The 21,038-nt window shown below is 72.6% G+C and carries 3 protein-coding genes; all 3 read left to right on the top strand.

The genetic code is table 11. The features are described 5' to 3' along the window. The first annotated feature begins 15 nt into the window (after positions 1–15). The 3 genes from AB0K51_RS30880 to AB0K51_RS30890 all read left to right on the top strand — a co-directional run bounded on the left by AB0K51_RS30880 (position 16) and on the right by AB0K51_RS30890 (position 20,995). Complete coding sequence (locus tag AB0K51_RS30880) at positions 16–19,233, top strand: hypothetical protein (protein ID WP_363460876.1); 19,218 nt, start codon at positions 16–18, stop codon at positions 19,231–19,233. Positions 19,234–19,325: 92 nt separating this feature from the next. Next, complete coding sequence (locus AB0K51_RS30885; RefSeq protein ID WP_363460878.1) at positions 19,326–20,420, top strand: type VII secretion system-associated protein; 1,095 nt, start codon at positions 19,326–19,328, stop codon at positions 20,418–20,420. 131 nt (positions 20,421–20,551) lie between these two features. After that, positions 20,552–20,995, top strand: a complete 444-nt coding sequence (locus tag AB0K51_RS30890; protein WP_363460880.1) for a hypothetical protein — start codon at positions 20,552–20,554, stop codon at positions 20,993–20,995. The last annotated feature ends 43 nt before the right edge of the window (positions 20,996–21,038 follow it).

Genomic DNA, 21,038 nt, shown 5'->3' on the forward strand with positions numbered 1-21,038 from the left:
GCGACGCGGGAGGCGTTGCGGAACCTGTTCTTCTGGTTGGTGCGGCAGATCGCGTCGCAGACGTTCATGGGGATCATGGGCGGGTTGGCGATGGACGCGGCGATCCAGGGCTACCAGTTGGCGTCGCATCACCGGGACTCCTGGGACGCGGATTCGACGTTCCAGTCGTTCCAGCAGGGGTCGTTGGAGGGGTTGTTCGCGGGTCCGCTGGAGTTGTTCGGGCAGGCGTTCGGCAAGGTGGTGGGGCGGCTGATCGGGAAGGACTCGTCGTCGATCCTGTCGAAGCGGCTCGACCACGTGCTGGCGGCGGGGTTGAACGACGTGCCGGGTGTGGCGGGTGAGGTGTCGCACTTGGTGGGGGCGGAGGTGAAGGGTCTGGGGAAGGGGCTGGTCCTCGACGCGGTGCGGACGGTGGAGCGGGATGTCGCGCGGTCGGTGGAGCGGGATGTGGCGCGGTTGGCGGGGAAGCTCGGTTCGGCGTCGGCGCGGCAGGAGTTCGCGAAGTCGGTGGGTCATCTGCTGGGCGCTTCGGTGCAGCAGTTGGAGGCGGGGTTCGTCCGGTTCGGCGAGGGGAGCATCGCGGAGGCGTTCGCGCGCAAGATGGGGCGGATCTTCGAGGAGCACCTGACGGACGCGGCTTCGCATGCGGCGTTGCGGGAGGAGGCGCGGCAGATCGGGCGGAACTTTGGTGACGCGTTCGTGAAGCACTGGGGGCATCTGGGGGCGGACCACGCGCATCTGGGCGGGGTGTTGGCGCAGGCGTTGGGCAAGCTCGCCGACGGCGGGCCGCTGTCGCGGATGGCGCGGGAGTTCCCCGACCTGTTCACGGCGTCCGCGGGCAAGGAGGGCGTGGGCGGCTTCGCGAGGCTGTTCGGGCATTTCACGGCGGAGCATCCGCTGCACGGCAACGCGCTGTTCCAGCTGGGCCATGCGCTGGGGGAGATCCTGCAGGAGGGCGGGCAGAACGTCGCGTCGGACCTCGGGTACCAGCTGTTCTGGACGGATGAGCACGCGTTCACGGCGAGTTGGGGTTCGTTCGTGTCGGGGATGGCGATGGGCGCGATGGGTCACGTCCTGCACAAGACCTTCGAGCCGTTGTTCGACCGGTATCAGAACTGGTTGCGGGAGCGGCAGTGGCGTGAGAATCCGGACGGGGCGAAGTACTTCGGGCTGTTGCATCCGCTGAACTTCGTGTCGTTCCTGGCGAACATGACCGGCAACCCTGCCCCGTTCCCGGTGCCGCGTCCGGGTGGGCACGACGGCGACGAGTCGTGGGGGCAGAGCGCGAAGGACCTGGCCAAGTGGTTCTTCTCGAATCCGTTCTCGGGGTTCGACCTGCGCTCGGACACTCCGATCGTCAACCTCTTCACCCACAAGACCGGCACCGGCGACGCGGCCCGGGAGGAGAACCCGGGAAAGGATGGGTTCGATGCGGCGTTGGGCGGTGGGGGTGTCAGGACCGCCGGCGGCGACGGGCCCACGATCGGCGGCGGGTCGACTTCTCGGCCGGTGACGGAGAGCGCCCCGTTCCTGCCGCTTGACGTCGGCACTCCCGGGAGCGGAGAGCGGTCGTTCAGCGCCATGGTCACCGAGGAACTCACGAAGATCGGACAGTCGGTCCCGGTGGAGGGCGGTGCCGCGTCGGACCATTCGGCGGTGGCCGACGGGTTGGGGGTGCGGCCGACGGTCTCGGGTGTGCTGATCGCCGACCCGCGACCCGGGTCGGAGCAGGCGAACGCGCGGGCGGAGAGCGCGCTGAATCACCTGCCGCGTCGTGACGACGCGTTCACGGTGGCGATGCACGTCGGAGAGGCGGGCGCGCCGATCGGTCCGGAGCAGCTCGCGGATGTGCTGGTGAAGGCCTACGACGGTGGGAAGTTGGACGGGAAGTCGTGGATCGACTTCCTGTCGTGCCGGCTCGGTGCGGTGACCGAACGTCATGTGCCGGAGGCGATGCGGGCGTTGTGGGCGCACCAGGCGGCGAACCCGCGCGCGGCGGCGGGGAAGCTCACCGGGCGGGCGCCGGTCGGTGACGTGTGGGTGGTTCCCAAGCTGGCTAACGGCCGGCCGGTGGAGGCCGCTGAGTACGAGGTGATCGTCGCCGACCACGTCGGCATCGACCAGGCCGGCCGACCGGTCGTCGTGCAGGGCCCGGAGTCGTTCTGGCGTACCTTCACCGACAGCGGCAACCCCGACCACACTCCCAAGACCGACGCCGAGTACGGCGGCCTGCTGGCCCCGGACGGCGCCGTAGAAAACCTTGCGCCGACCGGCTACGACATGATCGTGACCATCACTCCGGAGACCACGGCCCTTGCCGGCTCGGTCGCAGGCGCGACCAAGTTCGGCCCCGGGGACGGGCCGGGGGCCCCGCGGATGATCGGGGGAGTGGGACGATTCGGCCGCGACGTCGTCTCGCTGCCCGGCAGCGACGAGGTGGTGGAGAGCCAGGCGCTGCCGCCCGGTGCGGACGGGGCGCCGTCCGGGCGGGCGTACCTGAGCGACGGGGGGTTCCTCGGGACCGAGCTGGAAGGGTTCCGGGGGGACCTGCCGGACTACCGGCACGTGATCGTGGATTCGGCGGGCCGCGGGCAGGTGTCGGAGGAACTCGATGCCTACCCGGCGCCGTGGGGCGGCGGCCCGAAGCCGTACTTCGTGATGGCCGAGTTGAGCGGGCGTCAGGTCGCCGCGGTCGGTGTCCAGGGCGAAGCGGTGCACCTGGGGGTCGAGCAGTTCGCAGCGGTGGTGGCGGCTGACGAGGACCTCCAGGGGTTGCATCCGGACGCGCCGATCGTGCTGGCGGTGCCGTTCGGCGGTGGTTCGGATCTGGAGTTGCCGCGGGCGGTGGCGGTGGCGACCGGGCGGACGGTGTTCGCGGTGACCGGTGACCTGGTCAGGACGGAGGTGGCGGGTGGCGGTTGGTCATTCGGGTTGCGGGCTCCGGGCCCCGATGCCGACGGGACGTTGCATCCGCGCGGGCAGCTCGTTCGGGTGGAGCCGCCGGCCAGGGGCGGGGTGGATCCCGCGCTGGGCGCGCCCGGGCACGTCGTCACCGTGCTCGGCGAGGTGCTCGCCGACCACGAGGTGCTGACGAGGCCGATCGTCAGCTTCGAGACGCACGGGACGATCGGACGCGGCGCGCACAGCGAGGGCGACTGGGCGGTGCGCGATGCCGGATACAGCCGACTCACCACCAACACCGAGTATCAGGACTGGCCGCCCATGGCGGTCACGTTCGTCCATGATGTGCCGTGGGACCCGAAGCACGCGTACTTCTTCGGCGCACAGGCGGATTCGGAGGGCTTCGACCTTCCGACGGCCACCGGCACCGGAAAGGTCAGCGGGGCGGAGCTGGGCGGATACCTGGCACGCAGGCCGAGCATCGGCGCACTGCGGCAGGCGGCGACGGACGGTGACCCGGTCTCGATCGTGCTGGTGGCCTGCCACTCCGCAGACCTGGCGCAGGCCGTGGCCGACAAGGCCGGCCTCACCGTGCACGCGCCGGTCGGTACGGGCGGCCTATGGCGGCAGCACGCCCCCGACCACCCGGACGACACCCACGATCTCGTCGTCGAGCGGGACCGGTCGGGTGCCAGTGGCGAGTTCCTCACCTTCCAGCCGGGTGGCGACACTCCCGTGGATCGAGCCGACAACCCGCGGATGTCGCCGTACGGAGCGATCTTCGACATCGGCGAAACCGCCCTTTCGGACGCCGCCATCGAGAGCGTGCGGGCGGCGGGGCGCGGCCTCGCGGCGGAACTGCTGCGCCGGTTCGACCGGGGCCATGCGCTCCCGGTGGTCAAGGCGGTCGGCCTGGCCGGCGAGACCGTGGCCACCGTCCGGGCGGGCCTCGCCCGTGCCAAGGCCGTGGCGCGGGTGCTCGAGGAGGTGTTGAGCGCGGAGTTCGCGGCGCACCAACTGGCGCTCGACGCCGGAGCACTGGTACGCGCGGAATCCGTGAGGCAGCGCGAGCTGCTCCAGGATGCGTTCGCCGGACTCGACCCGGAGCTGCGTCGGCGGGTCGTGACCGTGGAACTGGAGTACCCGGTACCGCTGTTCAGCGCGGGCGCCGGGCGTGGCGGCCGTGACCTGCACGCGATTCCGGGCGGCGGCAGGCAGCAGGCGGAGAGCCGGGCGCTGACCAGGCGGCCCGGCGCCGCGCCGGACGGTCGCGCCTTCCTGAGTCCGAGCGGATTCGCTGCGTTCGAACCGCGTGACGTGGCAGACCAGTTGGAGGGTTTCCGGGCAGATCTGACGGACTATCAGCACCTGATGGTCGATCCGACGTTGCGGGCGGACGACCCGAACCATGTGGTCCAGAACCTCGGGCGGATCGCCGCGCCGTGGGCAGACGGGCCGAAGCCGTACTTCGTGATGGTCGACCAGCCCGGTCGTACGATCGAGCTGACAACGGACAGCGGTACGACCGTGCACCTGGACGCTCTCGGGTTCGCGGCGATGGTGGCGGCCGACGAAGCGCTGAAGACACGGGACCGTGACGTGCCGATCGTGCTCGCCATGCCATTCGGGGGCGGTTGGGACCTGGAGCTGGTGCGGGCGGTGGCGGCGGCGACGGGCCGGACGGTGTTCGCGCCGACCGGTGACATCGTGCCGGTGGAAGCGCCGGGTGGCGGATGGTCGTTCGGTCTGCAGGCACCTTTCCGCCTGCCGGACGGCGGTCTCGGGCCGCGCGGCCAGTTCCTCAGGGTCGACCCGCCGTCGAGGGGCGGGATCGACCGGTCGCCGAGCGCGCCCGGACACGTGACCACGATCGGCGGGCTCGTCATCGGCGACGAGCAGGTGTTGCTCCGCCCGATCGTGGACTCGGAGAAGCTGACCGTGATCGGCCAGGCCGTGGCGAGTGAGGGCGACTGGTACCACTGGGAGGTGCCACTCGGTGGACTGACGCATGCGCTGGACTACCAGCTCACCCTCGAATCCGACGGGCGCCCGACGCCGCTGGTCCGCGAGGTCCAGTGGGACCCGGACCACGCGTACTTCTTCGTCAGCCACTCCAGCCCGGCCGAGTTCGAGCTGAGGACGGAGCACGGCAGCCTGTCGGTCGACGGTGCCGAACTCGGTGGACTCCTCAGGCGTCGTCCGAGCCTGCAGGCGCTGAGGCTGGCGGCGGACAAGGGCAAGCCGGCGTCGATCGTGCTGCTCGCCTGTGACTCGGCCCCGCTGGCGCAGGCAGTGGCGAACGCCGTCGGTCTGACGGTGCATGCGCCGACCGAGATGGTAGGCATGAGCAGGATCACCGACGCGTACGACCGTTCCCAGCCGGCCTACCTCAAAGTGGTGGGGCGTGCCGATGGTGCCGCGGGCCTCTACCGGACCTTCCGGCCCGGGGGCTCGGCCCCGTCGGAGTACGGGGAGCCCCGGATGGTCCCGCAGACCGTCGCCTTCGGTCGAGACACGGCCGTTCTCGACCCGCGCGCGCATGCCCATGTCGTGCTCCTGGCCCGGGCGTTGTCGGCGGAGATCGCGAGGCGTCACCGCGAGGCGTTGCCGATGCCGGTGATCAGGGTGACCGGGCGGGCCGGCGACCCGGACACGGCAGTCGGCCTCGGCGGGGACCGGGCTCAGGCCGTGGGGCAGGTCCTGTGGTCCGAGCTCCGGGACGAGCTGGAGCGCCGCGGCGCTCCGACAGACCCCGGGGAGTTGATCCGCCTGTTCTCGGCGGGTCACATCGATCCGCCGCCTGCGGGCGACTTCGTAGGGGCGGACGCGGATGGCCGTCAGGAGTCGGCGACGATCGAGGTGGAGTTCCCGCCGACCGTGCGGGAGGTTCCGTCGGGTGTGTGGGTCGGGGATCCGTTGCTGCCGATGGCGTCGGAGCTGCGGCTGCGGGAGGCGTTGGAGCAGTTTCCGGTACGGCCGGAGGCGTTCGTGGTGGCGATGCACGTGGGCGAGCGGGGTGCTCCGCTGACGCCGGATCAGTTGGCGCGGCTGCTGATCGGGGCGTACGACGCCGGGAGTTTGGACGGGAAGACGTCGGTCGACTTCCTGTCCTGCCGCCTCGGTGCCTATGACGGGGATCATGTGCCGCGGGCGATGGCGGCGTTGTGGGCGCACCAGGAGGCACATCCGCGGGCCGGGGTCCCGGTGGGGATCGCGGGCCGGGCGCCGGTCGGCGATGTGTGGCTGGTGCCGAAGGCCGGCGGCGGCCGGGAGGCGATCGTGGCGGAGCGGGTCGGGGTGCGCCCGGACGGCAAGCCGGTCGTCGTGCTCAGCGAGTCCTCGACCTGGAGGGCCTTCACCGACAGCGGTGACGCCACGCACACGGCCACCACGACGCTGCAGGGTTGGCACCTGACCGCCGACGGCGTGATCGACCACGGACTGCCGGAGGGCTTCGACGGCCAGTTGGCGGACGGCGTGCAGGGTGGGGACGCTGACGGCCTGTCGCCGCTGGACGGTGCGGTGAAGTTCGGTGGTGACGCGGGGTTGGGTGTGATCGACGGTGCGCATCCGTTTGTTGCGGGTGGGGTGTCGGTGGGGCGGGTGCAGTCGGTCGAGGAGCGGGTGGGGGAGTTGGCCGTGGCGCTTGCCGCGGTGCATGGGGAGGGGGGTGTGCATTGGCTTGCGGATCCGGATCTGTCGGTTGCGGAGCGGGGGGTGACGGGTGCGGCGATCGGTCGGTTCCCGCGTGATGACCGGTTCTTCACGGTGGCGACGCATGTGGTGCGGGAGAGGGGGCGGCCGACGTGGCGTGGCGTGGACATCGCGCCGGCGGAACTCGCGTCGGCTCTGGTGAGGTTGCTGGATGGCGGGGTGTGGTCGGGCGCGCTGCCGTTGCAGTTCGCGGCATGTGACCTGGGCGCGGGGTTGGCGGGGTCGTACACGGCGCTGGTGTTGCGGGAGGTGCGGGTTCTGCGGCCGGATCTGCCGTTGGTGGCTTATGCGCCGAGGGGGACGGTGTGGTTCGTTCCCAGGGCGACGGGGCCGTTCGCCGTCGAGTCGGCGGGTGTCGGGCACACGGTGGCGGCGCTGGCGGTGGGTTGGGACGGTGACGGGCGGGCCAGGGTGGTTGCGGACCACTGGGTGGAGTTGTCCGTTGCGGTGGGTGAGGACGCGGTCCGGGTGCGGGAGTTGGGTGCGCATCTGCCGGTCGATGGGAGTGTTCCGCCGACGTCGGTGGCTGCGCCGGAGGGTTATCTGCCACTTGAGCAGGCGGGGCCGGATCCGGTGGTGGGTCAGGTGCCGTTGGGTGCGGTGGAGTTCGGTGATGACGCGGTGGTGCCGGTGTTGTATGCCGAGCAGGCGTATCGGGACCATGCTGCCGAGTTCGAGCAGCACATCGGTGCGCTGGCCTTCGAGGACCCGGAGGCCCGCGCCGCCGCGGCCGACGCGGTGAAGTCGCTCTCGCAGCTGCTGCGGGTCGCCGACGTCGAGCTCCCGCCGGACACCACCGCGGCCCTGTTCTTCCGCGACGACCCGACCGAAGCCGGCCAGATCGGCTCCGACCCGGACACGTCTCCGTTCCTGACGCTGCGGAACCTCACACAGCGCGGAAACGTCCGCGAGCTGATGACGGCCCTGCACAACGCCGTCACCAGCGACTCGCCGTACGGGCTGGCGCGCCTGGTCGACGAACTGATCCGCACCGAGGACTGGGAGCGTGCCGGGGACCTCGGGTTCGACGTCGATGAGCTGCGCCGCCGGGCCGCGTTCGGGAAGGGTGAGCTGCACCGGGAGCTGGCGGAGACGCTGGGCACGGTGGCCAAGGACAGCGTCGCGGTGTTCCAGGCGGACCTGCTGCGGGGGGTGGGCATGCTCTCGCCCGAAGACCCGTTCTGGCAGGCCCATGTCGCCGAGTACGTCCAGAGCGTGCTCGCCCGCCGGGCGCGGCCGGCGGCCGGTCCTGACGGCCCGTCGGGGCGGCGTAGGGTCTCGGACTTCGCGGCTGCCGGTGCGGAGCTGAGCGACCGTGAGCAGGCCTACCTGGCGGGTCGGGGCCACGGCGGGTCGGATCCCGAGGTGCCGTGGGTGCCGCGGTCGGAGCGGTTCCTGCTGGATGCGGCGTCGGTGTGGGCCAAGGAGATGGGGGCCCGGGGCATTCCGACCGGGTCCGGCATCTCGGCCGCGGCGGCGCGAACGATGGGTGCGTACCGGCTGCTCGGTGGCACACGGCCGGAGCAGTTCGCGCGGAGCCTGTACGGGTGGCTGCTGCCCACGAAGGAGCACTCGCTGTACGAGATCGTGGCGGGTGCCCGTCTCGGTGGCGGTCCGGAGAGTGTCCGTAGCGGCTACCACGGTGACGCCGCCGAGCTGTACCGCAGCATCCCTGGCCTCGGCCTGCCGGAGCTGCGTGGTCTGCAGTCCGTCCCGGGGCTGCAGGTCCTGCCGCACGAGCAGACCTACCTGGACCTGATCGCTGCCGCCCCGGAGAACGGCGGCTTCCGGGAGAGCGACGCGGATCTCAGGAATCACGTCAAGGAGCGGCAGGACGACTTCGCGAGGGCGGTGAGCTCTCCAGGCAGCGCGACCCAGGCAGTCCGGGCGTGGCTGGACGAGCACGGCGTGACGGCCGCCGAGATCGTCACCCGGTTGAACGCGGCGCACTTCACCGCGCTCGCCGTCTACTCGGGACCGGCCCACCGTCTGCTCAACCCGCTGCTCAAGTACCGCGGCCTCGCGGCCCGGGTGGCGCTCAAGGCCGAGATCGCGGCGGTCGTCGACGACCACTTCCGGCGCGGTACGGCGCTGCCGAACTCCGTCCTCGGTGCCCCCGGCGTGGACGAGATCATGCAGCGGCCCGTCGTGGATCTGGCGACCCCCGAGGCGCTCGCCCGGGCCAAGGAGGTGGTGAAGCTGGTCAACGCGATCCTGCCCTCGATCGAGCAGGAGATGGCCCGGCACAGCCAGCTCCTGCAGGACGCCCTGCGGCTGCTGCCGCCCGCCGTCGGCACGGTCTACCGTGGCAACCGGGCCCTGGGCGCGGACCCGCTCGGCATGCTCGGCAAGGTGCTGTCCGAACACGGCGGGGACAGCCACGTCTTCCCGCAGTTCGCCAGCTTCAGTGCGAACGAAAGTGTCGCCACCACCTTCGCGCTCAGCCACCAGAAGTCGCTGGTCTCCCACCCGGTGCTGTGGGAGGTACGGGCGACCGGCCGACTCGGGGTCAAGATCGCGCCGTTCTCGCGGCTGCCGGACGAGGCCGAGGTGCTCTTCCGCCCCGGCCTGCGGGTCCGGATCACCGATCGGCAGAGGCTGGCGGCGAACGACGGTGCGACCCGCATCTACGCCGAGGAGGAGCACGGACTTCCGTTGCTGTTCGCCGGCGACCGCGCTCTCACCCGCCACGCCGAACTGAAGGTGATGCTCCAACAGCTCGGCGGCACCGGGCCGATCCAGCACCCGCACGACCTGCGGCCGCTCGCCGCCCTCATCGGCCTGCCCCGCGAGCGGGCCACCGCGGCCGAGGCCGGCGACTGGCGGGCGCCCCTGGACGGCCCGAGCCCGGCCGGCACCCGCACCTGGCACCTGGCCTCCGTGACCATCGCCCTGTACGGGCCCAAGGGGCTGACGCTCGATCACCTGACCCTGGTCCGCAGACTCGCCGACGTGGCCCGCGGCCACCTGCGGCTCAGCCCCGACACCGAGATCACCCGATGGCACCTGGACGCGATGATCCGCTCGCTCAGCGGCATCGACCCGGCGATCCAGATCAGCAACTACCACCGCAACACCCTGCTGGCCGCCGCGGACCGGCTCGCCCGCGAGGACGCGCCGTTCACCATGGACGGGCTGCGCGCGGCGCTCAAGTCCGCGGTTCCCGGCACCCGTCCGCGGGTCGCGCCGATCCCGGGCGCGCAGCCGTTCGGCCCCGCGCCCGTCCTGGAGGCGTACGCGCACCCCGACTACGCGACGGAGGCCAGCGCCTTCGAGACCCAGCTCGGCGGGTACCTGCACAACCACCCGCAGGCAATCGAGGCCGCACGGAACTCGGTGGCCCGGCTGTGGGACCTGCTGCAGGCCGCGCACCCCGACAAGAGCGCCGGCGAGATCGCCGAGACCTTCGTGCACGATGACCCCCACTCGGCCGGCCAGATCGGCGGCGAGCAGCCGCTCGACGGTTTCCTCACCCTGCTCGACCGGGGCAACAGCAGGGAGCTGATGACGGCGTTCTTCAACGCCGCGTACTTCAAGGACTCCCCGCTCAGCCTGAAGTCCCTGCTCAACCAGCTCGTCGAGACCAGGGACTGGGCGCGCGCCGCCGAGCTGGGCCTCGACGTCGAGGAACTCAAGGTGCAGGCCGCCTACCTCAACGGCACCGCCCGCACCCGGATCGGCGGGTTCCTCGGCATGCTGATGCCCGGCCGCGAGATGTTCAACAAGGACGTCTTCGCCAGCGGCAACCTGCTCTTCCGGTCGAAGAACTGGATGGAACTCGGCGCGGACTTCGCCGCCAGCATCTCCGCCCGCAAGTCTGTACCGTCCGGCGAAGAGGACACCGGCCAGGCCGCGCTCACCCCGCGGGACCTGCGCACCGCGGGCGCCTCACTCAGCACCCGCGAACTGCGCTTCCTGACCGAGCACCCGGTGGCGCTGCAACTCCTGGGCATGCGCGAGGAGGCCGTCCCGGACGACCGCCTCCCGCGGAGCGAGGACGGCAGTGTCGACCTGGACGCCCTCCGCGGCCGCCGAGGAGTCATCACGGCGTGGGAGGACGGCGACAGCGGGATGGTCCGGCAACTGGTCCGTGACACCGTGGTCAACCCGCGTCCCCGCGACGGCGACCCGGGGGAGGACGAGGCGGGCGCCGAACTTCCGCTCAGCTGGCGCACCGGGCGGATGCTGAACGTCATCAACCCGCAGTCGTCGTGGTACCGCGACATCCACGACCGGCGGGGCATGCCGGTGATCGCGGGCGTCTCGCGTACCGCCGCCCGGATGCTCAACGCCTTCCGGCTGATGCGGGTGACCGGCTCCGAGCCGGACCACCTGGTGCTGTCGCTGCTGTCCTGGATGCTCACGCCCGGCGACCACTCGGTGTACGAGATCCTCAAGGGTGCGGAACTCTCCGGCCTGATACCGGCGCTGCCGGCGGCGGCCTACCAGGACGCCGCCACGATGTACCGCCACCTGCCCGGGATCAGCGAGCAGGAGCTGCGTACCCACGTCGCCCGCGACGGTGTGCTCCCGCACGAGCGGCACCTTCCGTCCGCCGGGCCCGCGCGGGCCGACGGACCGTCAACCGCAGCGCGCCCGGGGCATGACGGCGACCAGGGCGCGCACCGCCCGGAGGACGCGGGGCCCAGCGGTTCGCCGCCGGCCGACACCGCCGCGCCCCGGCCCGCACCGCGACGACGCCCCACCGCCGACGGCCCGCCCCGGCGGCGACCGACCGCCGAGGCTCCGCCCGGACCGCGCCGGCGACCCACCGCGGAGGGAGCCGCCGCGGTCAGCGGTGACGGCCGGCGGCCGGAGACCGCCGCCCAAGCCCCACGGCGGATCCTGTCCGTGACGTTGGGCGAGCGCGGCAGGGTTCGTGAGGAGTTGGCCGCGGTCGCGAAGGCGGACGGCCACGTCGGGGCGGACGCTTCGCAGGACGCGGCGCTGGACGCTCTCGCCACCCGGGTTCCGGCCCTGGCCGGGATGCCCGCCGAGGAACGGCACGCCCGGCTCACCGCGGCCGGGTACGTGCTCCGTACCCTCGGCAAGCCGCTGCGCGCAGACCACCTCCCCGCCGGGCTGGCGCTCGCCGACCTCGCGGCCGCCCGCCGCGGCCGGGTCGGCGACACGCTGGACCGCCTCACCCGGGAGGTCCTGGGCCTGCCCGAGAACGCGGCGGTCGGCCGGGTGGAACGCGAGGTCCTGGTCGGCCCGGCCCGGCTGCTGATCGCGGTCGACCGGCCGGTGACCGTGCAGTACCTGCGCGCGGTCGAGGCGCTGCGGCTGCTCGGGCGCCGTGAACTCGGGAGCACCGGTCCGCTCGGCCGCCCGGCGTTCGACCGGGTGGCGCGGCTGCGCCTCGGTCTGCCCGAGGGCACTCCGTTGACGACGGAGCACCGGCACGACGTGCTCGACGCCGCCGTCGCGGACGTGGGGCGGTCCGGGTCGCTGCCACGGCTCACCGCACCGGTCCGGCCGACCGGCGTGCGGTGGGTGGGGGATCCGCATCCTGATCCGGTGGCGCGGGAGTTGACGGAGCGTGCGTTGCGTCGGTTGCCGGAGTCGGATCGGTATTTCACGGTGGCGATGCACACGGGTGCGGGTGGTCTGCCGGTGGAGCGTGGGGTGGTGTTGCCGGCGGGGGAGTTGGCGGCGCGGTTGCTGGCGGCGCGTCAGGCCGGGGCGTGGGACGGGCGGAAGCCGTTGCGGTTGGTGGCGTGTGAGCTGGCGGCGGACCCGTCGTACGTGCGGGAGTTGATGGGGGAGTTGTGGCGCAACGGGGTGACGGCGGAGGCGGTCGCGGCGGACGGCCCGGTGTGGTTCACGCCGACCGGTGACGGCGGGGCGGAACTGGTGGCCGCGCGGTCGGTCGGGTTCGCGGAGACCGGTGGTGGCGGGGTGAGGCCGGTGTTGGAGGCCGGGCACGACTGGATCCGCTACAGCAGGCCCGACGACCCGGACGCGCCGCCCGTCACCCGCACGTTGGGTCCGGTGCTGCGTTCCGACGGGCCCGCCCGTACCGAGCCCGGAACCCCCGTACGGCCGATCGACGGCGCCGTGGCCTTCCACCGCGGCAGCGAGGACGCTGCGATGGGGTTGGGTGCGATTGATGGTGCGCATCCGTTTGTTGCGGGTGGGGTGTCGGTGGGGCGGGTGTTGTCGGGTGAGGAGCGGGTGGGGGAGTTGGTGGTGGCGCTTGCCGCGGTGCATGGGGAGGGGGGTGTGCATTGGCTTGCGGATCCGGAGTTGTCGGGTGTGGAGCGGGCGGTGACGGGTGCGGCGGTGGGTCGGTTCGTGCGTGATGAGCGGTTCTTCACGGTGGCGACGCATGTGGTGCGGGAGAGTGGGCGGCCGTCGTGGCGTGGGGTGGAGGTGGCGCCGGGGGAGTTGGCGTCGGCTTTGGTGAGGTTGCTGGATGGTGGGGTGTGGGACGGGCGGCCGTTGCAGTTCGTGGCGTGTGATCTGGGTGCGGGGTTGGGGGGTTCGTATGCGGCGCAGGTGTTGGAGGAGGTGCGGGTTCGGCGGTCGGGTGTGGCGTTGGTTGCTTATGCGCCGCGGGGGACGGTGTGGTTCGTTCCGCGGGTGACGGGGCCGTTTGCTGTGGAGTCGTCGGGTGTGGGGCACACGGTGGCGGCTTTGGCGGTGGGTTGGGATGGTGGTGGGCGGGCCCGGGTGGTGGCGGACCATTGGGTGGAGTTGTCCGTTGCGGTGGGTGAGGACGCGGTCCGGGTGCGGGAGTTGGGTGCGCATCTTCCGGTTGATGGGAGTGTTCCGCCGACGTCGGTGTCCGCGCCGGAGGGTTATCTGCCGTTGGGGGAGGGCGGCGGGTCGGATCCGGTGGTAGGTCAGGTGCCGTTGGGTGCGGTGGAGTTCGGTGATGACGCGGTGGTGCCGGTGCTGTATGCCGAGCAGGCGTATCGGGACCATGCGGCGGAGTTCGAGCAGCGGATCGGCGCGTTGGCCTTCGACGACCCGGAAGCCCGCACCGCCGCGGCGGAGACGGTTGCGGCACTCTCACGCCTGTTGCGGGTCGCGGGCGAGGACGTGCCGCCGGACACCATCGCGGCGCTGTTCGTCCGCGACAACCCCACCGAGGCCGGCCAGATCGGCTTCAACCCGTTCGCGTCCACGCTGGACACACTGAATCGGCTCATCGAACGCGGAAACGTCCGCGAGTTGATGACCGCGCTACACAACGCCGTCACCAGCAACGCGCCCTACGGGCTGGCGCGCCTGGTCGAGCGGCTCGTCCGTACCGAGGACTGGGAGCGCGCCGGAGACCTCGGGTTCGACGTCGATGAGCTGCGCCGCCGGGCCGCCTTCGGGAAGGGCGAGCTGCACCGGGAGCTGGCGGAGACGCTCGGCACGGTGGCCAAGGACAGCGTCGCCGTGTTCCAGGCGGACCTGCTGCGCGGGGTGGGCATGCTCTCGCCGGAGGACGTGTTCTGGCAGGCGCATGTCGCGGAGTACGTCCAGAGCGTGCTGGCCCATCGGGCGCGGCCGGCGGCCGGTCCTGACGGTCCGTCGGGGCGGCGTAGGCTCTCGGGTTTCGCCGATGCCGGCGCGGAGCTGAGCGAGCGGGAGCAGGCCTATCTGGCGGGCCGGGGCCACGGCGGGTCGGATCCCGTCGTGCCGTGGGTGTCGAGGTCCGAGCGGTTCTTGTTGGATACGGCGTCGGTGTGGGCCAAGGAGATGGGGGCCCGGGGCATTCCGACCGCATCCGGCATCTCGGCCGCGGCGGCGCGCACGATGGGTGCGTACCGGCTGCTTCGTGGCACACGGCCCGAGCAGTTCGCGCGGAGCCTGTACGGGTGGCTGCTGCCCACGAAGGAGCACTCGCTGTACGAGATCGTGGCGGGTGCCCGTCTCGGTGGCGGCCCGGAGAGTGTCCGTAGCGGCTACCACGGTGACGCCGCCGAGCTGTACCGCAGCATTCCCGGTCTCGGTCTGCCGGAGCTGCGTGGTCTGCGGTCCGTCCCGGGGCTGCAGGTCCTGCCGCACGAGCAGACCTACCTGGACCGGATCGCCGTACGCCCGGAGAACGGCGGCTTCCGGGAGAACAACGACGACGTCCGCGAGCACGTCGACGACCTGCAGGACGACCTCGCTGCGGCCGTACAGAACCCGAGGGACGCCAGTCCGATCCTCCGGAACTGGCTGGACGAGCACGGCGTGACGGCCGCCGAGATCCTCACCCGGTTGAACGCGGCGCACCTCACCGCGCTCGCCGTCTACTCGGGACCGGCCTACCGCCTGCTCAACCCGCTACTCAAGTACCGCGGCCTGGCGGCCCGGGTGGCGCTCAAGGCCGAGGTCGCGGCGGTCGTCGACGACCACTTCCGCCTCGACAAGGATCTGCCGGAGTCGATCCGCACGGCCCGCGGGGTGGCCGAGATCCTGCGGCGGCCCCCGGTGGACGCGGCCGACCCGGAGGCGCTCGCCCGGGCCAAGGAGGTGGTGAAGCTGGTCAACGCGATCCTGCCCTCGATCGAGCAGGAGATGGCCCAGCACAGCCAGCTCCTGCTGGACGCCCTGCGGCTGCTGCCGCCCGCGGTCGGTACGGTCTACCGCGGCAACCGGGCCCGGGGCGCGGACCCACTCGGCGTGTTCCGCCGGGTGCTCTCCCAGCAGGGCGGGGACAGCTACGTGTTCCGGCAGTTCGCCAGCTTCAGCGAACGCGAGGCGGTCGCTAGCGGCTTCGCCGAAGGCCACCGCAAGTCGCTGGTCTCCCACCCGGTGCTGTGGGAGGTGCAGGCCACGGGTCGGCTCGGGGTCAAGATCGCGCCGTTCTCGCGGGTGCCGCACGAAGCCGAGGTGCTCTTCCGCCCCGGCATGCGGGTCCGGATCACCGATCGGCAGAGGCTGGCGGCGAACGCCGACGTGACCCGGATCCATGCCGAGGAGGAGTCCGGCCTGCCGCTGCTGTTCGCCGGCGACCCGAAGACCGCGCTCGAACGTGACGCCCGGCTGAAGGAGCTGCTCCGGCAGCTCGGCGGCACCGGGCCGATCCAGCACCCGCACGACCTGCGGCGGCTCGCCGCGCTCATCGGCCTGCCCCGGGACCGGGCCACCGCGGCGGAGGCCGCCGACTGGCGGGCGCCGCAGGACGGCCCGAGCGCGGCCGGCACCCGCACCTGGTACCTGGGCGGCCTGACCTCCGCCCTGTACGGGCTGGACGGACTGACGCTCGATCACCTGACCCTGGTCGGCAAACTGTCCGACGTGGCCCGCCGCCACCTGCGGCTCAGCCGGGACACCGAGATCACCCTGTCGCACCTGGACACGATGATCCGCTCGCTCAGCGGCATCCACCCGACCGTCGAGATCAGCGCCAGGCACCGCAGGACCCTGCTGGCCGCCGCCGACCGCCTCGCCCGCGAGGACGCGCCGTTCACCACGGACGGGCTGCGCACGGCGCTGGACGCCGCGACTCCCAGGATCCGTCCGCATTCCGCGCCGATCCTGGGCCGGCAGACCGACCACCCGGCTGGCGTGCGGTGGGTGGGGGATCCGCATCCTGATCCGGTGGCGCGGGAGTTGACGGAGCGTGCGTTGCGTCGGTTGCCGGAGTCGGATCGGTATTTCACGGTGGCGATGCACACGGGTGCGGGTGGTCTGCCGGTGGAGCGTGGGGTGGTGTTGCCGGCGGGGGAGTTGGCGGCGCGGTTGCTGGCGGCGCGTCAGGCCGGGGCGTGGGACGGGCGGAAGCCGTTGCGGTTGGTGGCGTGTGAGTTGGCGGCGGACCCGTCGTACGTGCGTGGGTTGATGGGGGAGTTGTGGCGGAACGGGGTGACGGCGGAGGCGGTCGCGGCGGACGGTCCGGTGTGGTTCACGCCGATCGGTGGTGGTGGGGCGGAGCTGGTTGCGGCGCGGTCGGTCGGGTTCGCGGAGACCGGTGGTGGCGGGGTGAGGCCGGTGTTGGAGGCCGGGCACGACTGGATCCGCTACAGCCGCCCGGATGAACCGGGCGGGCCGCCCGTCATGCGCAGGTTGGGTCCGGTGCTGCGTTCCGACGGGCCCGCCCGTACCGAGCCCGGAACTCCGGTACGGCCGATCGACGGCGCCGTAGCACTCCGCCGCGGGAGCTCGCGGGGGGCGTCCACCACCACCCAGGCGCAGCCGAAGTCTCGCAACCTCTCCGATCGCCCACGTGTCGACGCCCAGCCCGGCCGGGGCCGGGGCCGCGCCGCGACGGCCCGGGAGACGCGGCCTGCGGCGCAGCCCGCCGCGCGCCCCGAGCCGCAGGTCAAGCCGACCCGGCTGAGCGTGCGGGCCAGAACGACGATCGAGATGACCGCGCCCGGATGGCTGTTCGCCACCGGCCGGCCGTCGACGGGCCGTCAGTCGGAGGAGGTGCGGGCGTCGATCGACCTGGCCCAGCGGCTGGGGCTGCCGCTGGACGGCGAGCACGTGGAGCCGAGCGTCCGCACCGCGTACGCGCTGTTCGACGCGGCGAAGGTCGGCGGGCGGCTCGACGTCAGCGGAGCGGCCCTGGACCGGATGGCCCGCACCGTGCTCGGGCTCGACCGGCGCGACCAGGTCAGCGCGTACCGGCTGCGGGAACTCGCCTCGTACGCAGAGGCGGTGGAGGCGGCCGGGCTGCCCGTGACCGCGGCCCGGCTGCGTGACGTCCGCGGGCTGGCCGAGGTGGCCGGCGGGGTGCAGCTGCCGCGGCTGCGGGCGCTCGTCGAGGAGATCGCGGGCCGCGACCAGCCGGATGCCACGGTGGCCGACCTGATCGAGGTCGCGGGCGTGATCCGGGACGGGCGGCGGCTGACCCGGCAGGTGCTGTCCGACGCCTTCCACGGCACCGGTGACTACACCGTGGCGCGCGAGGTGCTGGTCGGCGCGCTGCGCAAGGTGCGCGGGGTCGAGAAGCGGTCCGAGGAGTGGATCGTGCAGCAGCTCGGCCGCATCGTGTACGAGCTGCCCGCCCGGCGCCCGCTGACGGCCGCCGAGACCAGCGGCCTGGAGCAACTGGCGGTCACCGTCCGCGACCTCGGGCTGGCGGTGGACCCGGCGTCGCTGGTGAAGATCCGGCAGATCTTCGACGGGGACTGGGACGCCTACTACACGGACGACTTCTCCCTGGCCCGGTTCGACGCCATCGCCCGACGCATCTTCGACCTGCCCGCCGGGGTGGCCGTGACGGCGGAACGGCGCGCCAGGGTGCTCGAGCACGCCGGCCTGGTCGCCGACTACGGCGTGTCACCCACCGTGGTCCACCTCGCGGCACTGCGCGAACTGCTTGACGCGGCGCCCGGGCCGGGAGGGGCGCGGGCCCGGCTGGCGGCGTTCGCCGACGCCGTCTTCGAGCCCCTGAGTGCGGGCCCGGTGAGGTCGGAGCGGATCGGGCGGCTGATCGAGCTGGCCACGGTCGTCCGCCAGGAGGGGCCGTTGACCACGGCGGCCCTGCAGGTCGCCGAGGAGGTGCGCAGCAGGCCCGCGCGGCTCAGCCTGCCCGTGCTGGACTGGGACGCCTCCCTGCAACTGGCCGCCGAGGACGAGGCGCACGGGCTCAGCGAGCAGTTCGTGCGGGACTTCCACCGCGACCAATCGGGCGGGTCGCAGGACCTGGCGATCCACCGGGTCGCGACCGGTCAGGCGGAGTACGTGCGGCTGCCGTTGGAGGTCCTGGCCGATCTGGGCGTGCTCGGCATCTCGCCCATGTACACGGAGCGCGTCCTGGGCATCCCGCTGGTCAACCAGCGGAAGTTCCAGCAGACGGCGGACGAGCAGGGCATCGTCATCGAGGTCCGGCCGACCAACCCCGACTCGGTGCCGCACCTGAAGGCCGGCGCGCTGCCCAAGCCGGTCGACATCAAGGCGAAGACCATCAGCGAGGAGGACATCTGGCTCGGGGCCAAGCCCGAGGACAAGGGCCTGGTCGGTTTCTTCCTGCCCGAGCTCCCGGAGCGCACCGCGGAACTCGATGCCGAGCCGGGCCGCTACGACCGGGTGATGGCCCGTCACCGGCAGCGCACCGTGGAGCACGGCGAACTCTCCGCCAAGATGGCCAAGCTGGAGAAGGAGAAGAGGTTCCGGGTCCGGGACGGCGTGGTCCAGGGCCGGGACGCGGACGGCGCCTGGCGGCCCATCGCTGGCGACCACGACATCCTCGACCTGCACGACGTCGAGGGCCACCGGGTGGACGACGCGACCTACCGGGAGTCGGTGGAGACGATGATCCACCGGGACATGGGCGTGATGCACGGGGCGCACATGTTCTGGCAGCCGGAGACCGAGTTCGACAAGATGATCTTCGAGAAGATCGTGAACAGTCACCGTCCCGGTGGCGAGCCGCTGGTGCGCTTCGTCCCCGGCATGACCCGCCCGATCCTGAGCACCACCGAGCCGGAGTTGCCCTCCTCCGACGGCCGCGCCGACCTCGGCCCGTTCGCCGGCGACCCCCGGCGGCACTCCGAGGCGGCCGGCACCGACCCGAGGGTCGGCCTGATCGACCTGGCGGACGAGGACAGGCTGGACGAGGACGACAGCGTCCGCCCGGGAGGGGGCACCATCCTCGAGCCGTGGCGCGAACTCTCCGACGAGCCGACCGAACTGACGGACGAGGAGGAGCCGGCGCAGCCCGCCCGGGTCTGGCGGCGCCGCTGAGACCCGCGGGCCGCCCGGCCCGGCGGCTGAACCGGTGGGCCCGGCGGTGCCGTTCCTCCGTGGGCAGCACCGAAACGACAGGAGGGCCCGTGGTGGCCGAAGTGGATCAGGCGGCAGCGGAGGAACGCGTCGGAGGGCCGGCGTCCGCCGCAGGGCCCCCGGAGCTCGCGGGGGACGCGGCGGACCCGGCGGGCACCGACACCGAGCAGCCGCCCGCCGAGCAGCCGCCCGCCGAGCCGGGCGGCGAGGCGCAGGACGGCCTCGCGCAGGACGGCGTCGCGCAGGACGGCGTCGCGCAGGACGGCGTCGCGCAGGACGGAGTGAGCGAGACGGCCGGCGACGGGGCGGCGGACGGTGCGCAGGACGCGGCGGCGCCCGCGCACGTGCCGGTCGGCCTCGACTCGGTGCCCGACTACATCCGGGTGGCGGCCAAGCACTCGCCCGGGCAGTGGGTCGGCCTGGTCGACCCGACGTGGCACGGCGACGGGCCGCCGCCCGCCTGGGCGGTCATCGGCGAATGGCGGGCCGACGACGAGGGCGAGCTGGCCGAGTTCCGGGAGAACGAGGAGTACCGGGCCTCGCCGATGTCCCACGAGTGGCCCGCGCCCACCGACCCGATCGACGCCGCCGTCCAACTGTCCGCCACCGGCTACGGCCCGCCCGAGGACGTGATGACCGCGGTGCGGAAGGGGCCGCTGGGGGTGGCCGTCGACGACGACGGTGCCATCGCCGTGGTCGAGCTGCCGGACGGCGAACCGGCCGTGCTGGTGTACTCGTCCGACGCGCAGGTCACCGCCGCCGGCGACCCGCCGTACGCGGCGATCGGGATCGAGGAGCTGGCCGCGCTGCTCCCCGAGGGGTACGGCATCGTCCTCAACTCCGCGGCCCCGGTGGGCATGCGCCTCGACCCGGCGGACTTCCTCCCGGAGCAGGAGGACGAGCCCGCGGCGGACCCCGCGAGCGCCGAGCAGACCGGGACCGAGCAGACCGGGACCGAGCAGACCGGGACCGAGCAGGCCGAGGAGCCGGCGGCGTCGGCGGAATCGGCGGAGGAGACCGCCGCCGGCTCCGATGCGCCGCCCGGCGACGTCGAGGCGGTGGGCGTCCCGTCCGCCGCGGATGCGGCGGTGCGGCCGGCGACCGCTGACGAGGTGGTATCCGCGCTGCTCGGCACCCGTACGGGCTGAGCCGCTGAACCCCCGGCAGGCGTGCGGCCGTTCTGGCCGGCGACACGATCGAGCGCGGACCCGAGCGGTCGACCCGTCCGCCTCCGCCCACCATTGACCCGACCCACCAGCATCCGACGGGAGTCCCCGCCATGGCAGACACCACCACCACCGCCACCGAGACGCCGCAGTTCCAGCTCGCCGCCGTCTTCGACCTGGTCGATCCGGTCGGCGGGCCCGGCTTCACCGACGATCACGAGGTGATCCAGGACCTCGACCGCCTCGACCTGCTGGTCGAGCGCCTCAACGCCGGCACCGCCGTCCTGATGACGCCCACCCTGATGGACGACGTCATCGACCCCAGCCGCACCGCCGTCGTCCCGATGAACTTCCGCACCGACGGCAGCTGGATCTGGACCGACACCATCACCTACTACCTGGAGCAGTACGGCCTGGCCCCCGAGGCCGGCCTGCTCGCCCACCTGGAGGAGGGCGACGGCACCCCGTGGACCCCCGACCAGCAGACCATGGAGCAGGCGGTCGACTTCATCCTCACCCCGCCGCCCGCCGACGAGCCGATCTGGAAGCTCGGCTGACCGGACACCGGTCGGCGCCGCGTCGGTGAACCCGGGCGGCGGG

The organism is Kitasatospora sp. NPDC049285, from assembly GCF_040678815.1.
GTDB lineage: Bacteria > Actinomycetota > Actinomycetes > Streptomycetales > Streptomycetaceae > Kitasatospora.

What these genes read in the sequence shown, in the direction of transcription:
- AB0K51_RS30890 (WP_363460880.1), top strand. Translation starts at nt 20,552, where the DNA reads ATGGCAGACACCACCACCACCGCCACCGAGACGCCGCAGTTCCAGCTC.